Source organism: Rhodoferax sp. RT5P35, assembly GCF_056521385.1.
The window spans coordinates 54037-75435 of sequence record NZ_JBWMAX010000019.1 but is presented as its reverse complement, the minus strand read 5'-3'; the positions used below and the strand labels follow the sequence as shown (position 1 = coordinate 75435).

Annotated in this window: 27 protein-coding genes; 10 read left to right on the top strand and 17 right to left on the bottom strand. The window is 62.5% G+C overall.

Features of this window, described 5'->3' with window-relative positions; translation table 11 throughout:
• The first annotated feature begins 216 nt into the window (after positions 1-216).
• Positions 217-516 (top strand): hypothetical protein, encoded by a 300-nt coding sequence (locus tag AC097L_RS22195; protein ID WP_479588896.1) that lies wholly within the window; start codon positions 217-219, stop codon positions 514-516.
• Between the two features lie 82 nt (positions 517-598).
• Here AC097L_RS22195 and AC097L_RS22190 read toward each other — a convergent pair whose 3' ends face one another.
• The 4 genes from AC097L_RS22190 to AC097L_RS22175 all read right to left on the bottom strand — a co-directional run bounded on the left by AC097L_RS22190 (position 599) and on the right by AC097L_RS22175 (position 5229).
• Positions 599-1492: an SMP-30/gluconolactonase/LRE family protein gene (locus AC097L_RS22190; protein WP_479588895.1), complete on the bottom strand. Its 894-nt coding sequence runs from the start codon at positions 1490-1492 to the stop codon at positions 599-601.
• 316 nt (positions 1493-1808) lie between these two features.
• Entirely contained in the window at positions 1809-2570 is a 762-nt protein-coding gene (locus AC097L_RS22185; protein WP_479588894.1) for an SDR family NAD(P)-dependent oxidoreductase, read from the bottom strand.
• 8 nt (positions 2571-2578) lie between these two features.
• Positions 2579-4309 carry an IlvD/Edd family dehydratase gene (locus tag AC097L_RS22180; protein WP_479588893.1) on the bottom strand — a complete coding sequence of 577 codons (1731 nt, stop codon included), beginning with the start codon at positions 4307-4309 and terminating at the stop codon, positions 2579-2581.
• Between the two features lie 116 nt (positions 4310-4425).
• On the bottom strand, positions 4426-5229 hold the full coding sequence (locus tag AC097L_RS22175; protein WP_479588892.1) for a FadR/GntR family transcriptional regulator: 804 nt from the start codon (positions 5227-5229) through the stop codon (positions 4426-4428).
• A 188-nt stretch (positions 5230-5417) separates the two neighbouring features.
• Between AC097L_RS22175 and AC097L_RS22170 the strand changes: the two genes are divergently transcribed.
• The 4 genes from AC097L_RS22170 to AC097L_RS22155 all read left to right on the top strand — a co-directional run bounded on the left by AC097L_RS22170 (position 5418) and on the right by AC097L_RS22155 (position 7760).
• Entirely contained in the window at positions 5418-6341 is a 924-nt protein-coding gene (locus AC097L_RS22170) for a 2-dehydro-3-deoxygalactonokinase (protein WP_479588891.1), read from the top strand.
• Positions 6342-6344: 3 nt separating this feature from the next.
• Positions 6345-6968, top strand: coding sequence for a 2-dehydro-3-deoxy-6-phosphogalactonate aldolase (locus AC097L_RS22165; RefSeq protein ID WP_479588890.1), 624 nt, complete (start codon positions 6345-6347; stop codon positions 6966-6968).
• 127 nt (positions 6969-7095) lie between these two features.
• A complete protein-coding gene (locus AC097L_RS22160) occupies positions 7096-7365 on the top strand; it encodes an antitoxin (protein WP_479588889.1) in 270 nt (89 codons plus the stop codon).
• Positions 7362-7760: a PIN domain-containing protein gene (locus AC097L_RS22155; protein ID WP_479588888.1), complete on the top strand. Its 399-nt coding sequence runs from the start codon at positions 7362-7364 to the stop codon at positions 7758-7760. The genes AC097L_RS22160 and AC097L_RS22155 overlap by 4 nt, the downstream gene beginning before the upstream one ends.
• A gap of 118 nt (positions 7761-7878) precedes the next feature.
• On the opposite strand, the gene AC097L_RS22150 is transcribed toward AC097L_RS22155, so the two are convergent.
• From AC097L_RS22150 to AC097L_RS22140, 3 genes are read right to left on the bottom strand one after another with little or no spacing between them, the layout of a single operon-like run.
• Positions 7879-8256, bottom strand: coding sequence for a nuclear transport factor 2 family protein (locus AC097L_RS22150; RefSeq protein ID WP_479588887.1), 378 nt, complete (start codon positions 8254-8256; stop codon positions 7879-7881).
• 52 nt (positions 8257-8308) lie between these two features.
• A complete protein-coding gene (locus tag AC097L_RS22145) occupies positions 8309-9202 on the bottom strand; it encodes an amino acid ABC transporter substrate-binding protein (RefSeq protein ID WP_479588886.1) in 894 nt (297 codons plus the stop codon).
• Positions 9203-9212: 10 nt separating this feature from the next.
• Positions 9213-9656 carry a VOC family protein gene (locus tag AC097L_RS22140; protein WP_479588885.1) on the bottom strand — a complete coding sequence of 148 codons (444 nt, stop codon included), beginning with the start codon at positions 9654-9656 and terminating at the stop codon, positions 9213-9215.
• A gap of 118 nt (positions 9657-9774) precedes the next feature.
• Between AC097L_RS22140 and AC097L_RS22135 the strand changes: the two genes are divergently transcribed.
• From AC097L_RS22135 to AC097L_RS22125, 3 genes are all read left to right on the top strand, one after another.
• Complete coding sequence (locus AC097L_RS22135; RefSeq protein WP_479588884.1) at positions 9775-10662, top strand: LysR family transcriptional regulator; 888 nt, start codon at positions 9775-9777, stop codon at positions 10660-10662.
• A gap of 171 nt (positions 10663-10833) precedes the next feature.
• Entirely contained in the window at positions 10834-11103 is a 270-nt protein-coding gene (locus AC097L_RS22130) for an antitoxin (protein WP_479588883.1), read from the top strand.
• Positions 11100-11498 carry a PIN domain-containing protein gene (locus tag AC097L_RS22125; RefSeq protein WP_479588882.1) on the top strand — a complete coding sequence of 133 codons (399 nt, stop codon included), beginning with the start codon at positions 11100-11102 and terminating at the stop codon, positions 11496-11498. Before AC097L_RS22130 ends, AC097L_RS22125 begins: the two co-directional genes overlap by 4 nt.
• Before the next feature lie 76 nt (positions 11499-11574).
• Here the strand turns inward: AC097L_RS22125 and AC097L_RS22120 are convergent, their stop codons facing one another.
• Positions 11575-12123: a GNAT family N-acetyltransferase gene (locus AC097L_RS22120; RefSeq protein WP_479588881.1), complete on the bottom strand. Its 549-nt coding sequence runs from the start codon at positions 12121-12123 to the stop codon at positions 11575-11577.
• Positions 12124-12293: 170 nt separating this feature from the next.
• Between AC097L_RS22120 and AC097L_RS22115 the strand changes: the two genes are divergently transcribed.
• A complete protein-coding gene (locus tag AC097L_RS22115) occupies positions 12294-12950 on the top strand; it encodes a PEP-CTERM sorting domain-containing protein (RefSeq protein WP_479588880.1) in 657 nt (218 codons plus the stop codon).
• Between the two features lie 601 nt (positions 12951-13551).
• Positions 13552-14025: a hypothetical protein gene (locus AC097L_RS22110; RefSeq protein WP_479588879.1), complete on the top strand. Its 474-nt coding sequence runs from the start codon at positions 13552-13554 to the stop codon at positions 14023-14025.
• A 6-nt stretch (positions 14026-14031) separates the two neighbouring features.
• Here the strand turns inward: AC097L_RS22110 and AC097L_RS22105 are convergent, their stop codons facing one another.
• From AC097L_RS22105 to AC097L_RS22065, 9 genes are all read right to left on the bottom strand, one after another.
• A complete protein-coding gene (locus AC097L_RS22105) occupies positions 14032-14808 on the bottom strand; it encodes a hypothetical protein (protein WP_479588878.1) in 777 nt (258 codons plus the stop codon).
• A gap of 5 nt (positions 14809-14813) precedes the next feature.
• The gene (locus tag AC097L_RS22100) at positions 14814-15305 is read right to left on the bottom strand and encodes a TIGR02391 family protein (RefSeq protein ID WP_479588877.1); all 492 of its coding nucleotides are present in this window, start codon (positions 15303-15305) and stop codon (positions 14814-14816) included.
• Positions 15289-16014, bottom strand: coding sequence for a DUF5343 domain-containing protein (locus AC097L_RS22095; protein ID WP_479588876.1), 726 nt, complete (start codon positions 16012-16014; stop codon positions 15289-15291). Before AC097L_RS22095 ends, AC097L_RS22100 begins: the two co-directional genes overlap by 17 nt.
• An 808-nt stretch (positions 16015-16822) precedes the next feature.
• Positions 16823-18148: a type II toxin-antitoxin system HipA family toxin gene (locus tag AC097L_RS22090; protein WP_479588875.1), complete on the bottom strand. Its 1326-nt coding sequence runs from the start codon at positions 18146-18148 to the stop codon at positions 16823-16825.
• Positions 18148-18426, bottom strand: coding sequence for a helix-turn-helix domain-containing protein (locus AC097L_RS22085; protein WP_479588874.1), 279 nt, complete (start codon positions 18424-18426; stop codon positions 18148-18150). Before AC097L_RS22085 ends, AC097L_RS22090 begins: the two co-directional genes overlap by 1 nt.
• Before the next feature lie 131 nt (positions 18427-18557).
• Positions 18558-19475, bottom strand: coding sequence for an L-lactate dehydrogenase (locus tag AC097L_RS22080; RefSeq protein ID WP_479588873.1), 918 nt, complete (start codon positions 19473-19475; stop codon positions 18558-18560).
• A gap of 68 nt (positions 19476-19543) precedes the next feature.
• Entirely contained in the window at positions 19544-20134 is a 591-nt protein-coding gene (locus AC097L_RS22075) for an NAD(P)H-dependent oxidoreductase (protein WP_479588872.1), read from the bottom strand.
• Between the two features lie 80 nt (positions 20135-20214).
• The gene (locus tag AC097L_RS22070) at positions 20215-20661 is read right to left on the bottom strand and encodes a TIGR02594 family protein (RefSeq protein WP_479588871.1); all 447 of its coding nucleotides are present in this window, start codon (positions 20659-20661) and stop codon (positions 20215-20217) included.
• The gene (locus tag AC097L_RS22065) at positions 20658-21344 is read right to left on the bottom strand and encodes an SOS response-associated peptidase (RefSeq protein WP_479588870.1); all 687 of its coding nucleotides are present in this window, start codon (positions 21342-21344) and stop codon (positions 20658-20660) included. Before AC097L_RS22065 ends, AC097L_RS22070 begins: the two co-directional genes overlap by 4 nt.
• Positions 21345-21399: the final 55 nt, after the last annotated feature.

Genomic DNA, 21399 nt, shown 5'->3' with positions numbered 1-21399 from the left:
CCAACGCACAGGGCCCGGGACATTGAACAACTGCTGCCGCATCGCTGGCAGCCCATCCCTCCTTGAAATCAACCATGGCTGTGGCCAGTGGTCAACATGGGATGGCCGGACGCTTACAGCTCTATTGCAATCGCTGTGGGTGCAGCGGTTGTCATATGGCAGACACGCCGCGCCCGACTGGAGTCAAGTGAAAGGGAGGCTCGGACACTTGATGGTTTGGCACGGCTTCTCATTCATCTCAAAGATGCAGCAAGTGAAGCCAGAGCAGAGAAACGCAAAACTCAACGTTGGCCACCAGGGCACCCTGCTGAACCGAGTTCAAGATTCTTAGAGTTGGCAGAGTCAGTTCAACTCTTCCCGCTCGAACCAATCAATGGAGAAGTTTCGTTTGAAGCACTTTTAAATGCACGAAGAGCAGCCCAAGAAATTCGTCCATTAGTCGGTCCAGAAGTTGAACTAGATGTTGAAGAGAGTTGCGAGCTTACTTTTCAAAGATACATCGGTATTCTTGAGTAGCAAATACTTTTACTAAGAAGTGAAGCGGAGCAGCTAGTTAAAGGCAAACAAGCGCGCCATGCCGCCGCGTCTACAAGAGACATCAAAGAGTAACTCCCCACACCCCCGGCACCACCCCGCGCACGCCCGTGCGCAGCACAAACGCCGAGCCCGCCAGCGGCTGCTGGGCTAGTTGCTCTTCCGACAATCCCACCCGCGCGCTGGTCACCAGCATCAGATCCAGGTTTTCGCCGCCAAAGGCCACGTTGGTGATCTGGCTGGCGGGCAGGTCGATGCGTTGCAGTTCGTCGCCCGCCAGGTTGAAGCGGCGCAGACAGCTACCACCCCAGAACGCTACCCAGACATGGCCTTCGGCATCAAAAGTCATGCCGTCGGGCTCGCCCTCTTCGGGGTTGAAGGTTTTCCAGAGATTTTTGTTGTGCAACTGGCCGTCGGCGCTGAGCCGGTAGCAGTAGATGCTGCGCAGCAGGCTGTCGGTGTGCAACAGCACGGTGCCATCGGGTGAGATGGCGGGGCCGTTGGCGATGTGGATGTTTGTCTCGACCACTTCGATGCGGCCATCAGGGTGCAGGCAGGCGAGCTGGCCCAGTGGCTGCTGGGGGTTTTCATGGTGCATGGACCCGGCCCAGATGCGGCCACCGGCATCGGCTTTGGCATCGTTGAGGCGCAGGCCAGGCTGGTCGGGGTGCGGGGAGCCGAGGCGCTCAATGCGCAAATCCGGCTCCAGCGTCAGGCGCACGAAGCCAGACTGGAACCCGGCGATGAAACCCTGGCCATCGGCGCAGGGTACCAGCCAGCCGACCATTTCGGGCATCTGCCAGCTCTGGCCCACGTCGGTGCCGGGCGACCAGCTGTGCACCGCCTGGCCCCGGATGTCCACGAAGAAGAAGCGGCTGCTAGCGGCATGCCACAGCGTGCCCTCGCCGAGTTGCAGGGTGGCGGGCCAGATGGGGGTGGCAGTGCAGGGGAGAGGCATGGCGCTATGGTTATATTATTTAAAAATGATAGCTTCTACCGCAGGTTTTAATTGCGCTAGCAGTCTTTTTAGGCATGAAAAAACAGCTTTAAATTGAAGAACTTGGGTGGCTGCCCGTCCCCACCCCGGCCCTCCCGCGAAGGAGGAGGGGGTAAGACAGGGGCGAAATAAACGCTCCGGTGTTACCCCGGGCTAGCGCAGCGATGCCCCTTCGCGGAACACCGCAGAACTGGCTTTGCCAGGCTGCTGGTGTTGCCCCCTGCAAGGGGGTTGGCGCTGCTACACGCAGTGAGCAAGCCTGGGGGTGAGCCACAACTCATGTCCACCCCGCGTCCACCACAAAGTCTTGGGCGGTAACCATGCTGCTGTCGTCGGCCGCCAAAAACAGCGCCATGTTGGCCACGTCTGCGCCGACGATGCGGCCCGGCAGGCACTGGTTGTCGTCCATCAGGCGGTTGCCTTCGTCGTCCACCCACTGGGTGAGCTGCTTCTCAGTCATGATCCAGCCGGGGGTCAGGGTGTTGACGCGGATGCTGTCCGGGCCCAGGTCGCGCGCCAGGCTGCGGGTCAGGCCCACGGTGGCGGACTTGCAGGTGCCGTACACTGGGTAGCCCTTGCCCTTGATCATCCAACTGATGGAGCCAAGGTTGACGATGGCCCCGCCGCCCCGGCGGCGCATGCCGGGCACCACGGCCTGGGCGGCAAAAAAGGCGGGCCGCAGGTTGATGGAGACGCGCCAGTCGAAATCTTCGGGAGTCACGTCCATGAGATCGTGGCGCTGGTCGTTGGCCACGTTGTTGACCAGCACGCTGATGTCACCGTGCGCAGCGGCGGCCTGGGCAATGGCGGCCTGCAACGCGGCCACGTCGCTGGCTTCGCTTTGCAAAAACAGCGGCGTGGGGCCGACGGCGCTGGCATCGGCCAAGACCTTCGCGGCCGATTCAGCATTGCGGCCAGTGAAGGCGACTTTGGCACCCTGGCGGGCAAAGCCGACCACGATATCGGCCCCAATGCCCGAGCTGCCGCCAGTGATGAACACGCTGCGGCCCTCCAGGCTGGGGTAGTTTGCGGTTTTCATCAAAATCCTTAATGTGAATCGCGGGGCACGGCATCACCACGGCAGCCGACAAGGAAGTCCATGTCCGCGCCCTGATCCGCTTGCAAAACATGGCGGTGGTACAGGCGTACATAGCCGGAGGCGGGCTCGGGCGGGGCCACCCAGGCCAGGCGGCGGCGGGCCAGTTCTTCGTCGCTTACATGCAGGTGCAGACCACGGCCCGCCACGTCCAGTTCGATCTCGTCGCCGTCTTGCACCAGGGCCAGCGGGCCCCCGGCAGCCGCTTCGGGCGCGACGTGCAGTACCACGGTGCCAAAGGCCGTGCCGCTCATGCGCGCGTCCGAGATGCGCACCATGTCGGTAATGCCCTTTTGCAGCAGCTTGGGCGGCAGGCCCATATTGCCCACCTCGGCCATGCCGGGGTAGCCCTTGGGGCCGCAGTTTTTAAGCACCATCACGCAGTTTTCGTCGATGTCCAGATCCGGCTCCATGATGCGTTCTTTGTAGTGCTCGATGTTCTCGAACACCACAGCCCGGCCACGGTGCTGCAACAGCTTGGCCGTGGCGGCCGATGGCTTGATCACCGCGCCCTGCGGGGCCAGGTTGCCGCGCAAAATTGCAAGACCGCCCTGCTCCACCAAAGGCTGGCTCAGCGGGCGGATTACCTTGTCGTTGAAGCACTCGGCGTGTTCGACGTTTTGCGCCTGGGTGCGGTTGTTGACGGTGATGGCGTCACCATGCAGCAAACCCGCTTCCAGCAAGCGCTTCATCACCACCGGCAGGCCACCGGCGTAATAGAAGTCTTCCATCAGGTATTCGCCCGACGGCATCAGATTCACGATGGTGGGGATGTCGCGGCCCAGGCGGTCCCAGTCGTCCAGCGACAGCGGCACGCCCATGCGCCCGGCAATGGCGATCAGGTGGATCACGGCATTGGTAGAGCCACCGATGGCACCACAGACGCGGATGGCGTTTTCAAAGGCTTCGCGGGTCAGCACGTGCGACAGGCGCATGTCGCGCTCGACCATATCGACAATCATGCGACCCGAGCGCTGCGCCAGCTCCAGGCGGCGCGAATCCACGGCAGGAATGGCGGCATTGGTGGGCAGGGACACGCCCAGTGCCTCGACCATGCTGGCCATGGTGCTGGCGGTGCCCATGGTCATGCAGACCCCGGCGGAGCGCGACATGCAGCTTTCGGCCTGCATGAACTGCGGCAGGGTCATCTTGCCCGCGTTGACGGCCTCGGAGAACTTCCACACGTGGGTGCCCGAGCCGATGGGCTCGCCGCGGTAATTGCCGTTGAGCATCGCGCCGCCGGACACCACCAGCGTGGGCAAATCCACACTGGCCGCGCCCATTAGGGTGGCGGGCGTGGTTTTGTCGCAGCCCGCCAGCAGCACCACGCCGTCCAGCGGATGGGCGCGGATGGCCTCTTCCACGTCCATGCTGGCCAGGTTACGGTACAGCATGGCGGTGGGGCGCATCAGGGTTTCGCCCAGCGACGACACCGGGAATTCCACCGCAATGCCACCGGCCTGCAGCACGCCGTGTTTCACGCGCTCGGCGATCTGGCGGAAATGCTGGTTGCAGGGGGTGAGTTCGCTCCAGGTGTTGCAAATGCCGATGACCGGGCGGCCATCGAAGCTGTCATCCGGTAGACCTTCGCTCTTCATCCAGCTGCGGTGGATGAAGTTGTCTTTGCTGGTGCCGCCAAACCAGTGCTGGGAACGGCGTTTTTTGGGGGATTCGGTGGTCATGGCAGTGGTGTGGGGAAATGCGCTGTCGCGAATTAATAAATCATACAAATGACTGCGCATTCTACGATCAGGACAAACCCTTGGGCGGCCAAAAGCCCCGCAATAACCCCGTGCTGTTACACCGGCGAACCCGCCGAATGCACCACATGGCCCGTAGTATCCAGCACAGGCACCGCCTCGGCCGGGCCATCCGACAGCATGGCCGAGCGCTGCATCAGGTCGCGGGTGTCCGACAGCATCACCGCCATGCGGTGCAAAGCCCGCTGCGCGTCGCCTGCGCGGATGGCATCCAGCACCTTGCGGTGGTCGGGCAGCGCGTCGTGGAAATCACCGGCCTTGCGCGCCGAAATACCCAGCAATGCCTCCAGCGCGCTGCCGATGATGGCGGCCAGCGGCACCAAAAGGGGGTTGTTGGTGGCCTGCAGAATGGCGCTGTGAAAGGCCAGGTCGGCCTCCACCCATTCATTCACATTGCGGGCGCCTTCCATGGCGCCGAATGCATCTTCCAGTGCCGCCAACTGCTCGGGACTGCGGCTGCGCGCAGCCAGGGCGGCGGCGGCGGGCTCGATGATTTCGCGCATCTCGGTGAGGTGGCGCAGAAACTGCGCGTCCGGCCCGGTGGCACAGCGCCAAGACAGCACATCGGGGTCGAGCATGTTCCAGCTGGCCTGCGGGCGCACCCAGGTGCCCACCCGCGGACGCGACTCCAGCAACCCCTTGGCGGCCAGTACCTTGATGGCCTCGCGCAGCGCGGTGCGGCTCACGTCCAGCGTGCGGCACAGCACCTCTTCGTTGGGCAGCAACTCACCCGCCGGATAGGCCCCACCCACCACGCCGTGGCCTAAAGACTTGACCACCTGCCCGTGCAGATTCCGACCCGAATAGGTGGCCGAGACGCTTTGATTCGAGGGAGACCGCATCGCACATAACTCCATGGCAGGCCGGGCAAGCCCCGGTGAACATCGTCGCATTGTGACACCAGGAGCCAACAATAAATCATACAATCATTGCAAAACAGGCATCTGCTAGAGCGCTGTGGGGCGTCCATCATGCCGAAATGGGGCCTTCTGCACCCAAAAGACACCAAAACACCGACAAGAGACACGCTATGACACCAACGCACACCCCCTGGATCGGCGTGGACTGGGGCACCACCCACCGCCGTGGCTACGCGCTGAACGCTTTGGGTGCCTGCACCACCGAGGCCAGCGACGACCAGGGCGCACTCACCACCCGCGGACGGCACGCCGAATCCCTGACCGCATGGCTGCCCGCACTGGGTGCCTCTGCAGATCGCGCCGACTGCCAGGTCGTAATGTCCGGCATGGTGGGTAGCGCCTTTGGCTGGCAAGAGGCCCCATACGTCGGCCCCGATGTACCGCTCGAAGCCCTGCCGCAGCACTTGGTGCACGTCAGCGGCCACCCGCAGCGCTACATCGTGCCTGGCTACTGCGTGCGTGATGCCAGCGGCCAGCCCGACGTGATGCGCGGCGAAGAAACCCAGCTGCTCGGCGCGGTGGCCATGGGCCTGCGCAACGGCTGGTTCGTGCTGCCCGGCACGCACAGCAAATGGGTGCTGCTGCGCGACGGCCGCGTGGAGCAACTGCGCACCTACATGACGGGTGAGCTGTTCGCCCTGCTGTCTACCAACGGCACGCTGGCCGCCGCCGCCCAGCCAGCGGGCACAGAACCCCTGTGGAGCCAGCCCGCCTTTGCCGACGGCGTGGCCGCCGGAGCCCCCGGCGCGCTGGCGCACCAGCTGTTTGCCTGCCGTGCCCGTGTGGTCACCGGCACCATGCCCGCCAGCCAGGCCCTGGCGTACCTCAGCGGCCTGCTGATCGGCAGCGAACTGCAAGACGTGTTGCAAGACCTCGACAAATCGGGCAGTGACCAGTTCCATTTGATCGGCTCCCCCGCCCTGGCCGAGGCCTACCAGGTCGCCGCCCGCCAACTGGGCAGCGCCCTCACCCTGCTCTCGCCACGCGACGTGATCCTCAGCGGCTTCCACTACATCCAAACCCACAAGGCCTGACCCATGACCATCCACACCCCCCGCCTTCCGCTCGTCGCCATCCTGCGCGGCCTCGACGTGGACTCCGCCGAAGCCGTGGGCCGGGCGCTGTTCGATGCCGGGTTCCGCATCCTCGAAGTACCGCTGAACCGCCCCGGCGCGCTGGAATGCATCCGCATCTTGTCATCCATCGCCCCGGCCGATGCGCTGGTGGGCGCAGGCACTGTGCTGCGCGTTGCCGACGTGGATGCCGTCCAGGCCGCAGGCGGCAAACTGATCGTCTCGCCCAACTGCAACCCCGAAGTGATTCGCCACAGCGTGGCCCAAGGCCTGTTCAGCGCCCCCGGCATCGCCACGCCCAGCGAAGCCTTCGCCGCCCTGGATGCCGGTGCCCACGCCCTGAAAATCTTCCCCGCCGAGCAGGTCGGCACCGCAGGCCTGAAAGCCCTGCTGTCGGTGCTACCCAGCGGCACTCCCATTTGGCCCGTAGGCGGCATCACGCCCGAGAGCATGGCCGGCTGGGTGAAAGCCGGTGCCACCGGCTTCGGTATCGGCGGCCAGCTCTACGCGCCGGACACGCCTGCGGAGCAGGTGCAGGCGCGGGCGGAGGGGTTTGTGGCGGCCTGGAAGGCTTGCCGGGTGGGGTGATTTGCTATTGTATATGTAGCTACTTGTGCTGGTGGGAAGGGCACGGGAGGCATAAAACGCTGAGAGCATTTGCTTCTATTTTCTTGCAGGCATATACTTTGGTATAGATCGCCCATAAGGAGCCACTATGGAGCAAACCGCCAAACTCTTTACCAATGGCCGCAGCCAGGCCGTGCGCTTGCCAGCAGCCTACCGCTTTGACACCACCGAAGTATTTATCCACCAGGACGCAGAAAGCGGCGATGTCATCCTGTCGCGCAGGCCCGCGACCTGGGACGGATTCTTTGCGGCACTGGCCACAGCAGACGTGCCCGCCGACTTTTTGAACCCGGCAGAACGCCACGAAGCGCCGCACAGTGCAGACGAGCGCGACCCTTTGGAAGGCTTTAGCGCATGAAGCGCTACTTGCTGGACACCAATACCGTCAGCCATCTGCTCAAACGCCATCCCGCCGTGGTCCAGCGCGTAGTGGCTGTGCCCATGGCCGTCCTGTGCATTTCTGCCATCACCGAAGGAGAGCTGTTGTTCGGGCTGGCCAAACGACCGGATGCCACCCGTGTGCACGCAGCCGTGCGCGAACTCTTGCTGCGGCTGGGAGTTTTGCCCTGGGACCGCGCCGCCGCCGCCCGCTACGGCCCCCTCCGCGCCACGCTGGTCGGCCTGGGCAAGCCCCTGGCACCGATGGATTTACTGATCGCCGCCCACGCGATGAGCGCCGATGCCGTGGTCGTTACCAACGACCAAGCCTTCCGCCAAGTGCCGGGTTTGGCGTTGGAAGACTGGACGCTTTGACAAGCTTGCAGCGCTATGGAATAAAGAGCTGCTTTCGCTGGTGGAATAAGCGTAAGAAGCCAAAAACCCTCAAAACCTAAACCCGCCTCGAGCGGGTCGTTCGACCGGACGGGCAACGCTACGCCTTCGGATAGATGCAATAGGTCTTGTTGACGATGACCCAAGCACCGTCCACCTTCAACAGATGGAAGAAATCGGTGAAGCGCTGGCCCGCGACCTTGTCGCAATCCAGGCGGACGCTTGCAGCCGTGCCCGCGATATCGATGCGCGAGACCACGGCCCGGGCTTCTGGCGAGGGCTCGAACTGGTCGATCAGGTCAAAGAGCTTCTCGATCTCGGGGCCGAAGACCGCGTCTCCGTCGAGCCCGAAGATGGTGGCCTGCGGGTGAAAGGCAGGCCGCATGGTCGCACCGCTGGCATTTTTGTTGCCCTCGGTGTATTTGCGGACCACCTGGACGATGGCCTCATAGTCCTGGATGTCGCTAGGGTTGGGCATGTGTACTCCGGATAGTGCGTAGTGGAAGTGAAATAGGGTTTGCGTGCTGGCTTCAGCGGGCGGCGGCCAACTCTTCTGCCGACTTGTCGTTGGGGTTGGCCCAGGCGGCTTTGGTGGCCTGGGACGCTGGCAGGTTGATAGCATTGCCCGTCGGCGGAATGGGCTTCATGAACCACTTGTCGTAGATGCCCGCAATCTCCCCGCTCTTCATCAGACCGCGCAAGGTGTTGTCGATGCTTTGCTTGAACGCGGCATCGTCTTTACGGACCATGATGGCGATGGGCTCCACGCCCAGCACCTCGCCCACTATTCTGTAATCGGCGGGGTTGCGGGCATTGGCGATGTTGCCGGCCAGCACCTGCGCGTCCATCACGAACGCATCGGCGCGGCCAGATTCGAGGTTAAGCAGGCTCTCGGCGTGGTCCTTGCCATAAACATCCTGAAACTCCACACCCTGGGCACGCTGGTGCTTGCGCAGCACCTGCACGCTGGTGGTTCCGCTGGTGGTGGCAACCTTTCGGCCATTCAACTGGCTGATCGACTGGATGCCGGAGTTGGCCTTGACGGCAATGCGGATCTCTTCGACATACGTGGTGACGGCAAAGGCCACCTGCTGCTGGCGCGCCGCGTTGTTGGTGGTAGAGCCGCACTCCAGATCAATGGTCTCGTTTTGCAGCAGCGGGATGCGGTTGGTGGACGTGACCGGGTAGTAGCGGATATCCAGCTTGGGCAGCCCCAACTGCTTTTGGATATCTGCCAAAGCACGGCGGCACAGCTCGATATGGAAGCCACCGTACTGCTCCTTGCCCAGGGTGTACGACAAAACGCCAGACGAGTCGCGCACGCCCATGTTGACGGAGCCCGTCGATTTGATTTTCTGCAGCGTATCGGCCTGCGCGGTGAGGGCCGCGCAGGCCGCAAGAAGGGTCAAGGTCAGAATTCTCATCGCGTTTTTCTCACTTGGCGAACAGCTTGGTGATGTCGCCAAAGGCCTTGATTTCGAGCGCGTTGCCCGACGGGTCGAGAAAGAACATGGTGGCCTGTTCGCCGGGTTCGCCCTTGAACCGCACGTAGGGTTCGATGATGAATTCAACCCCCTGCGAGGTCAGCCGGGCTGCCATCGCGTCCCAATCAGACATGGGCAGCACGATGCCGAAATGCCGCACAGGCACGCCATGGCCGTCCACTGCGTTGCGTTGGGCCAGACCGGTTTCGCTGGGTGCCAGGTGCGCCACGATTTGGTGGCCGTAGAAGTTGAAGTCGATCCAATCGTCCGACGTGCGGCCCTCCGGGCAGCCCAGCAAGCCGCCGTAAAAGCTGCGCGCCAGGGCCAGGTCGTGCACCGCGAAGGCCAGGTGGAAGGGAGATAGCAGCGCGGGATTGGTTTGGGGACTTTGCATTTTTTCTCTCGGTGGTGGATGAAGATGCGCAAGTGTGAATCCCGCCAGACAAAAATAATATCAATATATATTTGACGTGACCTCCAATAAAATTTGGACTCAACATCTGGATAGAACCATGATTCGCGAGCTCAAAACCTTCGTCACCGTAGCCCGGCAAGGCACGTTTGCCGCCGCAGGCGAAGCCATCGGCCTCACGCAGGCGGCGGTCAGCGCACAAATGCAGCGTCTGGAAACCGAGCTGGGTTTTCCACTGTTTGACCGCACCGGCCGGTCGGCCCGGCTCAATGCCATGGGGCACCAAACCCTGGACCGGGCGCAAGAGCTGATTCGCCTCTACAGCGACCTGGGTTCGCGCCGCACGGGCAAACCTGCGGCGGTGCTGGTCAGCATCGGGGCCATTGCGTCGGTGCAACGCGCCCTGCTGCCCGACGTGCTGGCCATGTTCCATAAACAGTTCCCCGGCTGCCGCTCGCGGGTGATCCCGGGCTTATCCATGGACCTGGTGAACCGGGTGGATGCAGGCGACATCGACATGGCCGCGATCATCCGGCCGCCTTTTTCACTGCACACCGATCTGCGCTGGACCACGCTGGCATCTGAGCCATTCCGCCTTTTGGTCCCCAAAACCGTGGAAGGCAAGGACTGGTCCGAACTGCTGTGCAGCCAGCCCTTCGTGCGCTACGACCGCACCTCGTTCGGAGGCCGGCAGGTCGACCGCTTCCTGCGCGCGGCCCACCTGCGCGTGCAGGACATCTGCGAAGTGGATGAGCTGGAAGCCATCGTGCGCCTGGTGGCCAACGGCGTAGGGGTGGCCCTGGTGCCGCAAACCCACACCCACCGGCGCTGGCCTGCCGCCGTGCGCGCCATCGATCTGGGCCAGCACACCTTCCACCGGGACATCGGCCTGCTCCACCGGGCCCATCGCAGCATGGGCGAAGCGGCGCAACGGATGGCGCAACTCATCTGCAGGTCTTACGGCGAAACCACACAAACTGCGGGTTGAAGGGGGTTAAAAGAGCGACACCAGAGCGCTGGGCTGGCAGAACCATTTGCTATTGAATAGATAGCTTCTTGTGCTGCTGGGATGGGCACGAGAGGCTTAAAAGCTTAGCAAATTTGCTTTCAGTTATTTTGAGGCATATACTTTGATATATACCATCTTCAAGGAGCCTCAATGGAGCAAACCGCCAAACTCTTCACCAATGGCCGCAGCCAGGCCGTGCGCTTGCCAGCCGCCTACCGTTTTGACACCACCGAAGTATTTATCCACCAGGACGCGGACAGCGGCGATGTCATCCTGTCGCGCAGGCCCGCTACCTGGGACGGCTTCTTTGCGACACTGGCCACAGCAGACGTGCCCGCCGACTTTTTGAACCCGGCAGAACGCCACGAAACTCCGCACAGTGCAGACGACCGCGACCCCCTGGAAGGCTGGAGCGCATGAAGCGCTACCTGCTGGACACCAACACCGTCAGCCATCTGCTCAAACGCCATCCCGCCGTGGCCCGGCGCGTGGTGGCGGTGCCCATGGCCGCCCTGTGCATCTCCTCCATCACCGAAGGAGAACTGTTGTTCGGGCTGGCCAAACGACCGGATGCCACCCGCGTGCATGCAGCCGTGCGGGAGCTCTTGCTGCGGCTGGAAGTGTTGCCCTGGGACCGTGCCGCCGCTGCCCGCTACGGCCCCTTGCGCGCCACGCTGGTCGGCCTGGGCAAGCCCCTGGCTCCGATGGATTTACTGATCGCCGCCCATGCGATGAGCGCCGATGCCGTGATCGTCACCAACGACCACGCCTTCCGCCAAGTGCCGGGTTTGAAGCTAGAAGACTGGACGCTTTGAAAAGCACGCCACGCTATTGAATCCATAGCCTCTCGTGCTGATGGGATGGGCGCTAGCGGCCAAAAACCCTCACAACTCACACCACCAAAGAAAACACATCCGCATCCACCGCCCGACCGTGCAGCCACAGCTTGTTGCGGGCCGTGCACTCCCACACCGCACCGGCCTTGCGCGCCGCGCCCGCGCTGGCGCTGTTGCCCACGGCGGCGCTGATCTCTACCCGGTGCAGTTGCAGCGTGGCAAAAGCAAACTCCGCCAGCACCCGCACACAGCTACTGGCCACGCCCTGCCCCTGCCCCTGCCCCTGCCCCTGCGCCGACTGCCGCACCCAGTAGCCCAGATTGCAGCCCCTGTGCGTCGCATGGAGCTGGCTGATGCCGGTGCCGCCCAGGAACCGCCGCCCGTCCTCAGAGAACACGCCAAATTCATGGTTCGTGCCCTCCGCCCGCCCGGCGTGGGTAAAGGCAAACCACTCCATCGCGTCCTGCTCGCTGTACCCCGCGTGGGCCCACGGCATCCAGGGCTGCAGCGATGGCAGGGACTCCAGCACCGCCTCGGTGAAGGCTGGGGCATCGGAGGGCTCGAATGGTCGGAGCAGCAGGCCTGGGGCGTGGAGTATGGGCATGGGGGATGCTCTTGTATTTGTAGCTGGTTGTGCTGGTGGGATGGGCACGGAGGGCTTAAAAGACTTTTAAATCCAGTGTGCCACCATACCCTTTGGCAGAATAACGCTCGGCGCAAGCGCCAACCAACTTACAACCATCAACGCCGCCCCCATCACTGGATTTCCCGCCCATGCACCGCAAACTACTGATCGCACTCCTACTCGCCAGCGCCAGCGTTTTGTCACACGCCACCACCGTCATCCAATGGACGGATTCAGGGGCCTACAGCAGCCAAGGGGACCACTCGCCATCCAACACCAACTACATCGCGGGCTTCTGTCCGGATTGCGGCAACAAAAATTTTCGGAATTTCTTTGTTTTTGACACCAGCAGTATCGTCGGGCAAGTGACTTCGGCCATCCTGCGTCTGCGCGCAGGGAACATACCCGGCAATGGAACCTACACCTTGTTTGACGTCACAACGCCTGTGACAGCGCTCAGAGCCGGTGGATCGGGTCTGACCGACATTTACGCAGACATGGGCAGTGGCACACGCTACGGCAGCACCGCGCTCACCAGCATACAGACCAGCGGGCTCGTCGATATAACGCTCAACGCGGATGCCATCGCAGCCATCAATGCCCGCCCAGGGTTTTTCGCGCTCGCGGGCACTTACGACACCCCAGACTCTTTTGCGTTTGGTGGCACGGATGCGGACGTGAGGCGGCAGCTCCGCCTGGAAACCAACGCAGTGCCTGAACCCGCCAGCATGGCTTTGGTCGGCCTGGGTTTATGCGCCATCTTTGGCGCACGCAAGCGCAAAAATCCACGGCCCGCGCACGCATAGCGCCATCGGGCACTCCGGCGCTGTGGACCAGTCCGCTCTGGCTGGCTGGGTGCCAAGCCAACGGTTCACGCCACAGCGCCCACACATACGAAGACGACCTCTCACTTGCATGGACTAGGCACAGCGCACCCCGAAGCCATGAAAGCTGTTTCACGCCAAGGCAGCGCTGAGCAAGTCCCCAATTGGCGCGTGATTTGCACGGCGGTGTTCACCCCTCGCAAGGCATCCCCGCTGCCCGGAAGGCAAACCACGCCAAGGTCTCCTGCTCGCTGTACGCCGCATGCGCCCACGGCTGCAGCAATACCAGCGACTCCCGCACCGCCTCGGTGAAGGCCGGGGCATCGGAGGGTTCGAACGGTCAGAGCAGCAGGCCTGGGGCTTGGAGTGTGGGCAAGAGGGTGCTCTTGTATTTGTAGCTGCTTGTGCTGGTGGGATGAGCGCGGGGAGCTTAAATTACTTGGGATTTTGAACTAACTGGACAAAGGTGTGCAAATAAATCTGTTAAGTCCGCCTGAACTTCGCTTCCCGCTCTCAAGGCAATTTTTTGATTGCCAACTGCAGCGAGCCATTGCCACCAAACCTTGGTCCTGAGGGAGTTTCTGTGCAACGAATGAAGGGGATCTGGATGCACCATGGGTTGCAACAGGACTGCGCCATGGTTGCATTGGCTGTTGAAGCGACATCGACTGGTGGCACGAAACCGATGGTGTCGCCGGAACATACATTTCGAGTTCGAGGCCTGAGGTTGCTCATTCGATCGAGTCCCTCGAACGGCTGTTATGCAGCGATAGCCGACGTCAGCCCGATAGAAATGAACGGCTGCATGCTGCCGCTCTGCAGTCATTCCATCGACGTACTCGGACGCATCCTCCGCGCCCTGTTGCGGCCTCAAGATCTTGGCCTGGGCGGCATCTTTGCGCGCGGGCGCAAGTTTCGGGAAATGAGGCGGCGATGCCTTAGCGCGGCGAGACTCGACCTCTTTCGACAAGGGCTCGAATCTCAAGCTGCACCGGGCGGCTTGGAGCCTATTTCCCCTGCTCCATTACCGGCGAACAACGAATATGATCGCAAGTAAATCCTGCTACACCGCGCTGGCGTCAGGATGCTGTTTCAGAACATCAATGATGAGCGCGCCAAGTTTCAAAGCCTCCGCCGCCTGCTCTTCGCTCACGATCTGCCCGTGAATCGCTGCGTTGCAAACGCGATTTACGTAGTTGAACGACTGGTATAGTGATTTGTAATGGGGGTCAGATTTGATCAACTCGTCGAAGAGTTGTCGCAGACTCGCCATGCGAATGACGTTAGTTCCAGAGGAAAGGGTATGTACTTGTCGCCCCAGAATCGTGCGTAGCAGGCGTTCAATGTCTATTCGCACTTTCGCCAAGATATACGCCACATCTTCGTCTTCTTGAGCCTTGGTCTCTACGGCGTATTTCTCCGCTCTAGCCTCCCCATGAGGGGTTTGAAATGTTTCCTCAATCTTTTGCTGTTGTTCCCGCAGCGTGGCCGCCTCAGGAGCCGAGTTGTTAACCACGACGTGCGTTTGCTGACGTTGGTTGTTCAACGTGGTCGACACGACGGACAATGAGTTGCGCACCTCAGACTTGAACTCTCGCAATTCCTCCTTTGCCGCGGCCGTTTCCTTCTTCACCTCCTTGACCTCGCGCTCAAGCTCCAGCCAAGATCCAATCTTGATCTTGTTGAAGAAAGGCAAGAACAGGAAGAATAGAAAGAGCGCTACGAAGAACGCGTCGGCGATCAGAAGATCAGGTTTAGGGGGAAAACCAGCCTTCGCAACAAAGCCGACGCCGAAATACGCCGCGACAAACCATGAAATGGCGTACATGACTTTGTTCATGGGCGTCACTTGTAGCCAGACCGCTCAAGGCGCCGAAGAAGCAGAGACGCAAATGCAAGGTGGTCGAGGCATACATCAGGATCGTCACTCAACGTGATTTCGTGCCCGCCCGGATTGCGTATTGCGACGATTGCGCCAGAGAAGATGAACCGGTAGCCGCGTTGCTCGTCTTGCTCACTTGCGTTTGCAAGGCCATTCAGCTTCACAGCGGGACCAGCCTCGTTGAAGACAGCCATCATGAGCTTTTCACCATTGAGTGTGCTACCAGTGTGCTTCTGAACTACCTTTTCGACGTATTTGAAGGCATGGAACGTCGCTTCCGCGCCATGCCCGTCGTCGAACAGCTTCCGAACCTTCGGCGGAAATCCGACGTGTACATTGCGCAGCTCAAAAGGGTGAACGGGCAGACCGTTTGAAGTCGGCGCGGCTTCTTCTATCGGCTCCCGCGCTGGAGTGCGCCGTACGATCTGCTCAAACAGATCAAGCGCCGTTGCCATTCAGCAGGTTCTCGCGAATGCTCTTAAAAATGGCGTCGTACGTTGCCTGATCACCGCCAGGCGGGAGGTTGATCTCAATGCGAACCGTCAGTCCAACGCCTCCGGCACCGGCCGCGACTGCGTTCGTCTGAATCGGCGGTTGCACGTGCACGTGCACAGGCGCATGAGCCGGAGACTGAGCTTGGGCTGGCAGCGCCGCCTTCTTGGTCGGGGCCAACTTCTTGACTATCTTTGCACCAGCGCCAGTTGGCGCGGACTTTGCCGTTGCGGCTGCGTCATCGGATAGCTTTCCACCGATTCGCGCCAACGACTGGAACGTTGAAGCTTGACGCTTCCCGACTACATCGCTGGTGCCATCGTGATTGCGGAAAAAAGAGATCAACTTGTCCAATGGCAGCGTCCACGCATCCTCGCCATGAAGGTCGAACAACTCGTGGTACGGGCCAGCGACCAGCTTTGCGAACTCTTGCTGGAATTCGGCGTTGTCGTGCTTGTTGAATACCGGCCCTGCCGCAGCTGTCTTCTTGTTCTCGGAATCCAGCACTCCAATGAACTTCATGATGTTCAGAACGTAAGTTTCGTTCTGCGGCGCGATGCCCAGTTTTTTAAGAGTCTCCGCCGTCACCGTTGCAGGAAATGCCTTGCGAAGTTGAGCAACGAGTTGCATTACACCGCCGGACCCGGACATGTAGGGATGCTTGTCTGCCAAATCGTTCCTCCAATCTTTGTGAGTTCTCATTGTCGCAGTGATTGCGTACTCTGTAACAACTTGTCGGGCTGCGGCTGGGCTGCGGTAGCTGGGCCTCATCAAGTTTGAGGAGGACTACCAGCGGGGCCGGCGTCAGCGGTGCGCGACATGGTGCTGAGTGCGAGTCCGCCCCCCGATGTCCAATCTGCAACCGGACGCATTCCGAACACCATAGACGCCGGGTCCGTGGGAGTCGGGCGGATTTTGCTGTCCCACAAGAATGGGGCCAAGGCTGGCTCGTCGGCCGCGCCTTTGGCCCTGACCACCATTTGAGGTGGCTGCGTGACCCCTGCGACCTCCCGGTGGGGTGCGGAAAAAGTGCGCTACCTTCAGCTACGCGGGAAATAGGGGAAACGGTCGGGGAAATGCCTGTGTTTGAACCGGGGAAACCTTTAGGCGCGGCGCGGCCTCCGGCTGAAGTCCGACGTGCGTGACGAAGATAGCGAATGATGGCGTTGAGACGCGCAACACGCCGCATTCAGCTCGATCAGCGTCCGCACGGCGTCCCACCGAGTTCCACAACTTACCTCCGCTCCTCCAGCGCTTGGCGGCCATTGTCTTCAACGTCCGCTGGTGAACGTCTAGGAGACGGTCACTGCAAGCGTTCCTTACTTCCGCAACCAGCCTGAAGCCGCCATTGGCCCCTCTAAAACTGTTGGTCACCGCTACCCGACTTTAGCCACCCGCGACTAACGTCCAATCAAAACCCAAGCAGAACGCGTCAACTGTGCACCACCAGTCGTAACGCCACAACCCAGCCTTCAAGGCACTACCGCCGCTCCACCTTGCCCTTCCCCCTCCCAAACACATGCCCCCGCAGCCGCGCCAAGAGCTTCTCCTTCTGCTCCTCCAAAATCTGGCTGCCCTCCACCAGCCCAGGCCAGGTGGCGTAGGCCTGGGCGACCGTATCGCGGACAAGGCGGGTGCAGGGTTGTTCGGCGATGCCCACCCGGTTGCAGAAGGCGCGCAGGGTGCGGGGGGTGAGCGTTTTGCCTAGCTCGGACTCGGTGCCATTGCCGCCGTCATTGCGGTACAGCGCCAACGCACTGCCCTGGCCGCTGTAGTAGGCAGACCAGGCGACGATGTCGAAGGCTTTGGACAGCACCGGGGTTTGGCTCTCAGGGTAGAGCAGGCAGAAGTTTTTCAGGTGCGCGTCATAGTTACCCATGAGCTCGTTGATGGTGACCAGGCGCAGCAGTTCGTGCACGGCGCTCAGGCCCAGGCTGTCGGGGTAGCGCAGCATCAAACCGGCCATGGCGGCGTAGGTGGCGCCGGTGTATTTGTGGCGCGGGTCCACGCCCAGGGCCTGGGCGAAGTCTTCGCAGTGGATGCGTTTGGCACCCTCGCGGTCGAAGCGGGTCACGGCCAGAAAGTTGCTGCTGCCGCCCAGGGTGTAGCCGTGGGCAAAGTCCAGCTTGTCCAGCGGCACCAGCTTGTGCTCGCACACCTTGGCCCCGGCGGCCTGGGCCATGGACAGGCTGAGGTGCTCCAGCTCGGGCAGCTTGGCGCGGTCGACCTGGGGCAGTTTGCCGATGATGCGGGTCACGCCAGAGCGCTTGCGTGCCACGTAGCGCCCGCCCTGGGAGATCAGGCCCACCTTGGGCTGCATGCCGGAGATCGACACGCCCAGGGGCAGCGGGTCGGCGGTGACCGACATTTCCAGGGCATCGTTGTCTTGCGTGACCAGCCGGGCCAGGGCTTGGCGGTCCAGGTGGGCCGGTAGCGCCTTGACTGCGCCGGGCAGGTCCAGGCCGCAGGCGGCAAACAGGGCGAAGTGGTCGTCTTCGCGGCAGCCGCGCTCTTGCGCCAGCTGGGTGCGAAACACGCCCTCGGGCAGCATGTTCTGGAAGAAGTCGGGCAGGCGGCCATCGGCACCGTTGAACACCGGCGCGGCAACGTCTTTCCACAGCGAGGTCTGCTGGGCCGGGTCGCGGGCGCGCATGCTGACCGACACAATCGCCTGCTGCGGGTCGGCGGCAAAGGCATCGTCGGCCACGAAGCGGATGATGGGGCTGGCCGTGCCGTTGGCGAAGCGAAACAACTGGCCCACGGGGCGGCCACTGAGCAGGATGTGCAGGACTTCGACGTTGAACATCACAGGTGCTTGAGTTCGTCCGCCATGGTGGACACGCTTTGCACCGGGGTTTGGCGCGGGCCGGTGAGGGCGCGGGCGGCATCGCGGGGCACCAGCATTACCTCTTGCCCGTTGGCCTGCGCAATCGCCAGCAAGGTGGTGACGCTGAAGTTGTGCTGGCCGCTCAAGGCGCGGCCAATGCTTTGGCGCGTGAGGCCGGTTTGCTGGGCCAGGGCCACGTCACTGGTGCCCTGGCGACCCGCCGCCAGGCCCTCGGCGATGCCTTGCAAGGTGTTCATTGCGTTTAACAACTCTGTGAAAATGTTCGCTCAATTTAACAATCTTGCGCGACCATTTCAAGGGTTTAAGTGTTAAACAAATATAACATTTATTGGAAGGTGTTAAACAAACTTGTCAGCTTGCGCCACTCTTAAGTTATCGAGGCCACCGCCGCCCGCAGCACGTCGGCCGATTTCTCCAACGCCGCGCGCTCTTGCGCATCCATGGCGGGCTCCAGCACCTGCACCGCGCCCTGGGCACTGACGACAGTGGGGAGCGACAAGGCCACGCCCAACAGGCCCAGCGCGCCGGTCTGCACGCGGGTGACGGTAAGCACCCGGCGCTCGTCGCGCAGCATGCCGTGCAGAAGGTGGGCGGTGACCAGGCCGATGGCGTGGTTGGTGGAGCCCTTGCGCTGGATGATCTCGTAGGCGGCGCGGCGCACCTGGTGGGCGATGTGCGCCTCGTCGGCCGGCTGCCAGCCCGCCCAGCTGCGCAGGGGCACGCCGCCCACCTCCGCGCTGGACCACAGCACCACTTCCGAGTCGCCATGCTCGCCGACCAGTTGCGCGTGGATGGAGCGCGGGTCCAGCGCCAGCCGCTGGCCCAGCATCTGGCGCAGCCGCGCGGTGTCCAGCATGGTGCCGGTGCCGATCACGCGCTCGGGCGGCAGGCCGGATGCCTGGGTAAAGTCAAACACCAGCACGTCGATGGGGTTGCTGACGATGACCACAATGCCCTGGTAGCCGCGCAGTTGCAGGGCGATGTTGCGCAGAATGACCAGGTTTTCTTTCAGCAAATCCAGCCGCGACTGGCCGGGCGTGCCGCCCTTGCCAGCTGTGATGACGATAGCCTGGGTGTCCAGCATCTCGGCCAGCGATCCGGCCCGCACATGGGCCGACGGGTAGAAGGCCGCGCCGTGCGCCAAGTCCATGGCCTCGCCCTCGGCCAGGCCGTCACGCGCGTCGAACAAGATCACCTCTTGCGCCGCCCCCGCCTGCAACACCGAAATCGCCACGCTGGCGCCGACCCAGCCGGTGCCGATGATGCCAATGGAAGGTGTGCGCATGGGGAGTCCTTTGCTTTGAAAGACCCCAGCCTACACCGTGGTTCGGTGCGGTTCTGTGCGCTAGCGCATCAAGCCGCCAATGCCCCCATCTTGCGCAGCTTAAGCAACCAGTCTTGCACGCCCTCTGCGCCCAGCTGGTCCACCATACCGATCAAGCTTGCATGCACCGGCGCGATGCCCACAAACCCCAGGATATTGCGCTCCAGCGAGCGCACGCTGTGCGCCCGAAAGTAGTAGCGGTACACCAAAGCCGGCATGCCCATGGTGACCACGACCCGGGCCGAACGCCCCGTCAGGCCCTTGAGGCCAAAGAGGTTGCCCTGGCTGGCCTTGAAAGCAAAGCCCGGGCGGGCAATCTGCTCCAAAAAGCCTTTCAGCAAGGCGGGCATATCGCCCAGCCACAGAGGAAAAAACAGCACCAGATGCTCGGCCCAGGCAATGTCGGCCTGCGCGATCGCCAGGCCGGGCGGCAGCGCGCCATGCTCCCAATCCTGCTGGCGACGCAGGAGTGGAAAGTCCAAAGCCGCCACGAGAACCCGGCGCACCGTGTGGCCCGCCTCTTCCGCCCCTGCGGCATAGGCATTGGCCAAAGCACCGCACAGGTGCTCTTGCGTGTCGTCGGGGTGGCCTTCGATGAAGACGATGCGCCGTGCGTCCATAAGCTTCTCCTGCTGTAGCCCAAAGCCCATACTGGCATGGCCATGGGCTAGCGGCTTGACACACGTCAAGCCCGCAGGGATTAACCGGGTGAAACGCCCGCAGGCCAGCGGTAGCCCAGCACCGAGGCCAGCGGGTAGCTGTTTTCGCACACGCAGTCCAGCTGGTTGCCGCCCAGCAGCAGCACTTTGTCACCCTCAGTGCGCAGATAAAAACCGACGTGGCCGGTCCAGCCCGTGGGGTTGTCGCGGGTCAGCACCACGATGCAGCCGGGCACGGGGGCATCCAGTGGCTGGCCCCAGTCCAGCCAGGAGCGGGCCAGGGCCGAGCCGGTGCCGGAAATGCCCACCTGGGCCAGCGTCCAGTTCACAAAAGACGAGCACCAGGCGGCCTTGTCGTCATAGCCTGCGATGTTGGTGCCTGCGTGGTAGGCGGTGATGCGCGGGTTGCTCTGGCCGGGCGGCGCGGTGCGCACGCCCTGCTCGCTGGCGGCTACCAGCATCCAAGTAGCAAAGGGCTGGAGCTTCAAAACAGCCCCTGCGGCACCTTATCAGCCTTGGTTTCCAGCGGGTTGGCGGCCAGCCAGTTGGCCGGGTACTGGCGCATGAATTCCTTGGCTTTTTCGATGCGCACCGTGAGCCAGGCATCCACCGCGCCTTCGTTGAGGATGACGGGCATGTGTTTGTCGTTGCCCGCGGGGCCGTAGCGGCGCATCAGGGCGTGGTTATTGGCGTTAACGGTGAGCACGGTGTAGCTGAGGAAGGGCACGCCGTCTGGCCCGGTCCAGCTGGCCCACAGCCCGGCCACGCCCATGGGCTTGCCGTCGATGCGCGAAATGCGCGTGGGCACGGCCTTGCCGCTGCGCAGGTCGTCCACATAAAAGGCCTGCATGGGCACGATGCAGCGCTGGTTTTGCAGCCAGGCATCGCGGAAGTTTTGCGTGGTGCTGGCCGTTTCGGACCGGGCGTTGACCAGCTTGGGCGCGCGCAGCTTGCCGTCGGATGCCGACTTGACCCAGTGCGGCACCAGGCCCCACTGGGCAGGAGTCAAGACACGAGACGCTGGTGCATCACCCTCGGCCGCAACGGGCCGGATGCAAAACCCCGGCTTGCGCGGCCACATGTCGCGCTCGCCCAGGGCGCTGGGCGGTTCGACGCTGAAGGCGTCTTGGTAGGCGGTAGCTTGCTGCAGAGATTCGTAGTGGGTGGTCATGCGGGGATGGTAGCGCGGTGGGGGAGGTGCAACCGCCCAGCCCCAGCGCAGAAAC

Bases quoted from the DNA above. Each gene is read 5' to 3' on its own strand.
- AC097L_RS22190 (WP_479588895.1), bottom strand. From the start codon at position 1,492: ATGCCTCTCCCCTGCACTGCCACCCCCATCTGGCCCGCCACCCTGCAA.
- AC097L_RS22185 (WP_479588894.1), bottom strand. From the start codon at position 2,570: ATGAAAACCGCAAACTACCCCAGCCTGGAGGGCCGCAGCGTGTTCATC.
- AC097L_RS22180 (WP_479588893.1), bottom strand. From the start codon at position 4,309: ATGACCACCGAATCCCCCAAAAAACGCCGTTCCCAGCACTGGTTTGGC.
- AC097L_RS22175 (WP_479588892.1), bottom strand. From the start codon at position 5,229: ATGCGGTCTCCCTCGAATCAAAGCGTCTCGGCCACCTATTCGGGTCGG.
- AC097L_RS22170 (WP_479588891.1), top strand. From the start codon at position 5,418: ATGACACCAACGCACACCCCCTGGATCGGCGTGGACTGGGGCACCACC.
- AC097L_RS22165 (WP_479588890.1), top strand. From the start codon at position 6,345: ATGACCATCCACACCCCCCGCCTTCCGCTCGTCGCCATCCTGCGCGGC.
- AC097L_RS22160 (WP_479588889.1), top strand. From the start codon at position 7,096: ATGGAGCAAACCGCCAAACTCTTTACCAATGGCCGCAGCCAGGCCGTG.
- AC097L_RS22155 (WP_479588888.1), top strand. From the start codon at position 7,362: ATGAAGCGCTACTTGCTGGACACCAATACCGTCAGCCATCTGCTCAAA.
- AC097L_RS22150 (WP_479588887.1), bottom strand. From the start codon at position 8,256: ATGCCCAACCCTAGCGACATCCAGGACTATGAGGCCATCGTCCAGGTG.
- AC097L_RS22145 (WP_479588886.1), bottom strand. From the start codon at position 9,202: ATGAGAATTCTGACCTTGACCCTTCTTGCGGCCTGCGCGGCCCTCACC.
- AC097L_RS22140 (WP_479588885.1), bottom strand. From the start codon at position 9,656: ATGCAAAGTCCCCAAACCAATCCCGCGCTGCTATCTCCCTTCCACCTG.
- AC097L_RS22135 (WP_479588884.1), top strand. From the start codon at position 9,775: ATGATTCGCGAGCTCAAAACCTTCGTCACCGTAGCCCGGCAAGGCACG.
- AC097L_RS22130 (WP_479588883.1), top strand. From the start codon at position 10,834: ATGGAGCAAACCGCCAAACTCTTCACCAATGGCCGCAGCCAGGCCGTG.
- AC097L_RS22125 (WP_479588882.1), top strand. From the start codon at position 11,100: ATGAAGCGCTACCTGCTGGACACCAACACCGTCAGCCATCTGCTCAAA.
- AC097L_RS22120 (WP_479588881.1), bottom strand. From the start codon at position 12,123: ATGCCCATACTCCACGCCCCAGGCCTGCTGCTCCGACCATTCGAGCCC.
- AC097L_RS22115 (WP_479588880.1), top strand. From the start codon at position 12,294: ATGCACCGCAAACTACTGATCGCACTCCTACTCGCCAGCGCCAGCGTT.
- AC097L_RS22105 (WP_479588878.1), bottom strand. From the start codon at position 14,808: ATGAACAAAGTCATGTACGCCATTTCATGGTTTGTCGCGGCGTATTTC.
- AC097L_RS22100 (WP_479588877.1), bottom strand. From the start codon at position 15,305: ATGGCAACGGCGCTTGATCTGTTTGAGCAGATCGTACGGCGCACTCCA.
- AC097L_RS22090 (WP_479588875.1), bottom strand. From the start codon at position 18,148: ATGTTCAACGTCGAAGTCCTGCACATCCTGCTCAGTGGCCGCCCCGTG.
- AC097L_RS22085 (WP_479588874.1), bottom strand. From the start codon at position 18,426: ATGAACACCTTGCAAGGCATCGCCGAGGGCCTGGCGGCGGGTCGCCAG.
- AC097L_RS22080 (WP_479588873.1), bottom strand. From the start codon at position 19,475: ATGCGCACACCTTCCATTGGCATCATCGGCACCGGCTGGGTCGGCGCC.
- AC097L_RS22075 (WP_479588872.1), bottom strand. From the start codon at position 20,134: ATGGACGCACGGCGCATCGTCTTCATCGAAGGCCACCCCGACGACACG.
- AC097L_RS22065 (WP_479588870.1), bottom strand. From the start codon at position 21,344: ATGACCACCCACTACGAATCTCTGCAGCAAGCTACCGCCTACCAAGAC.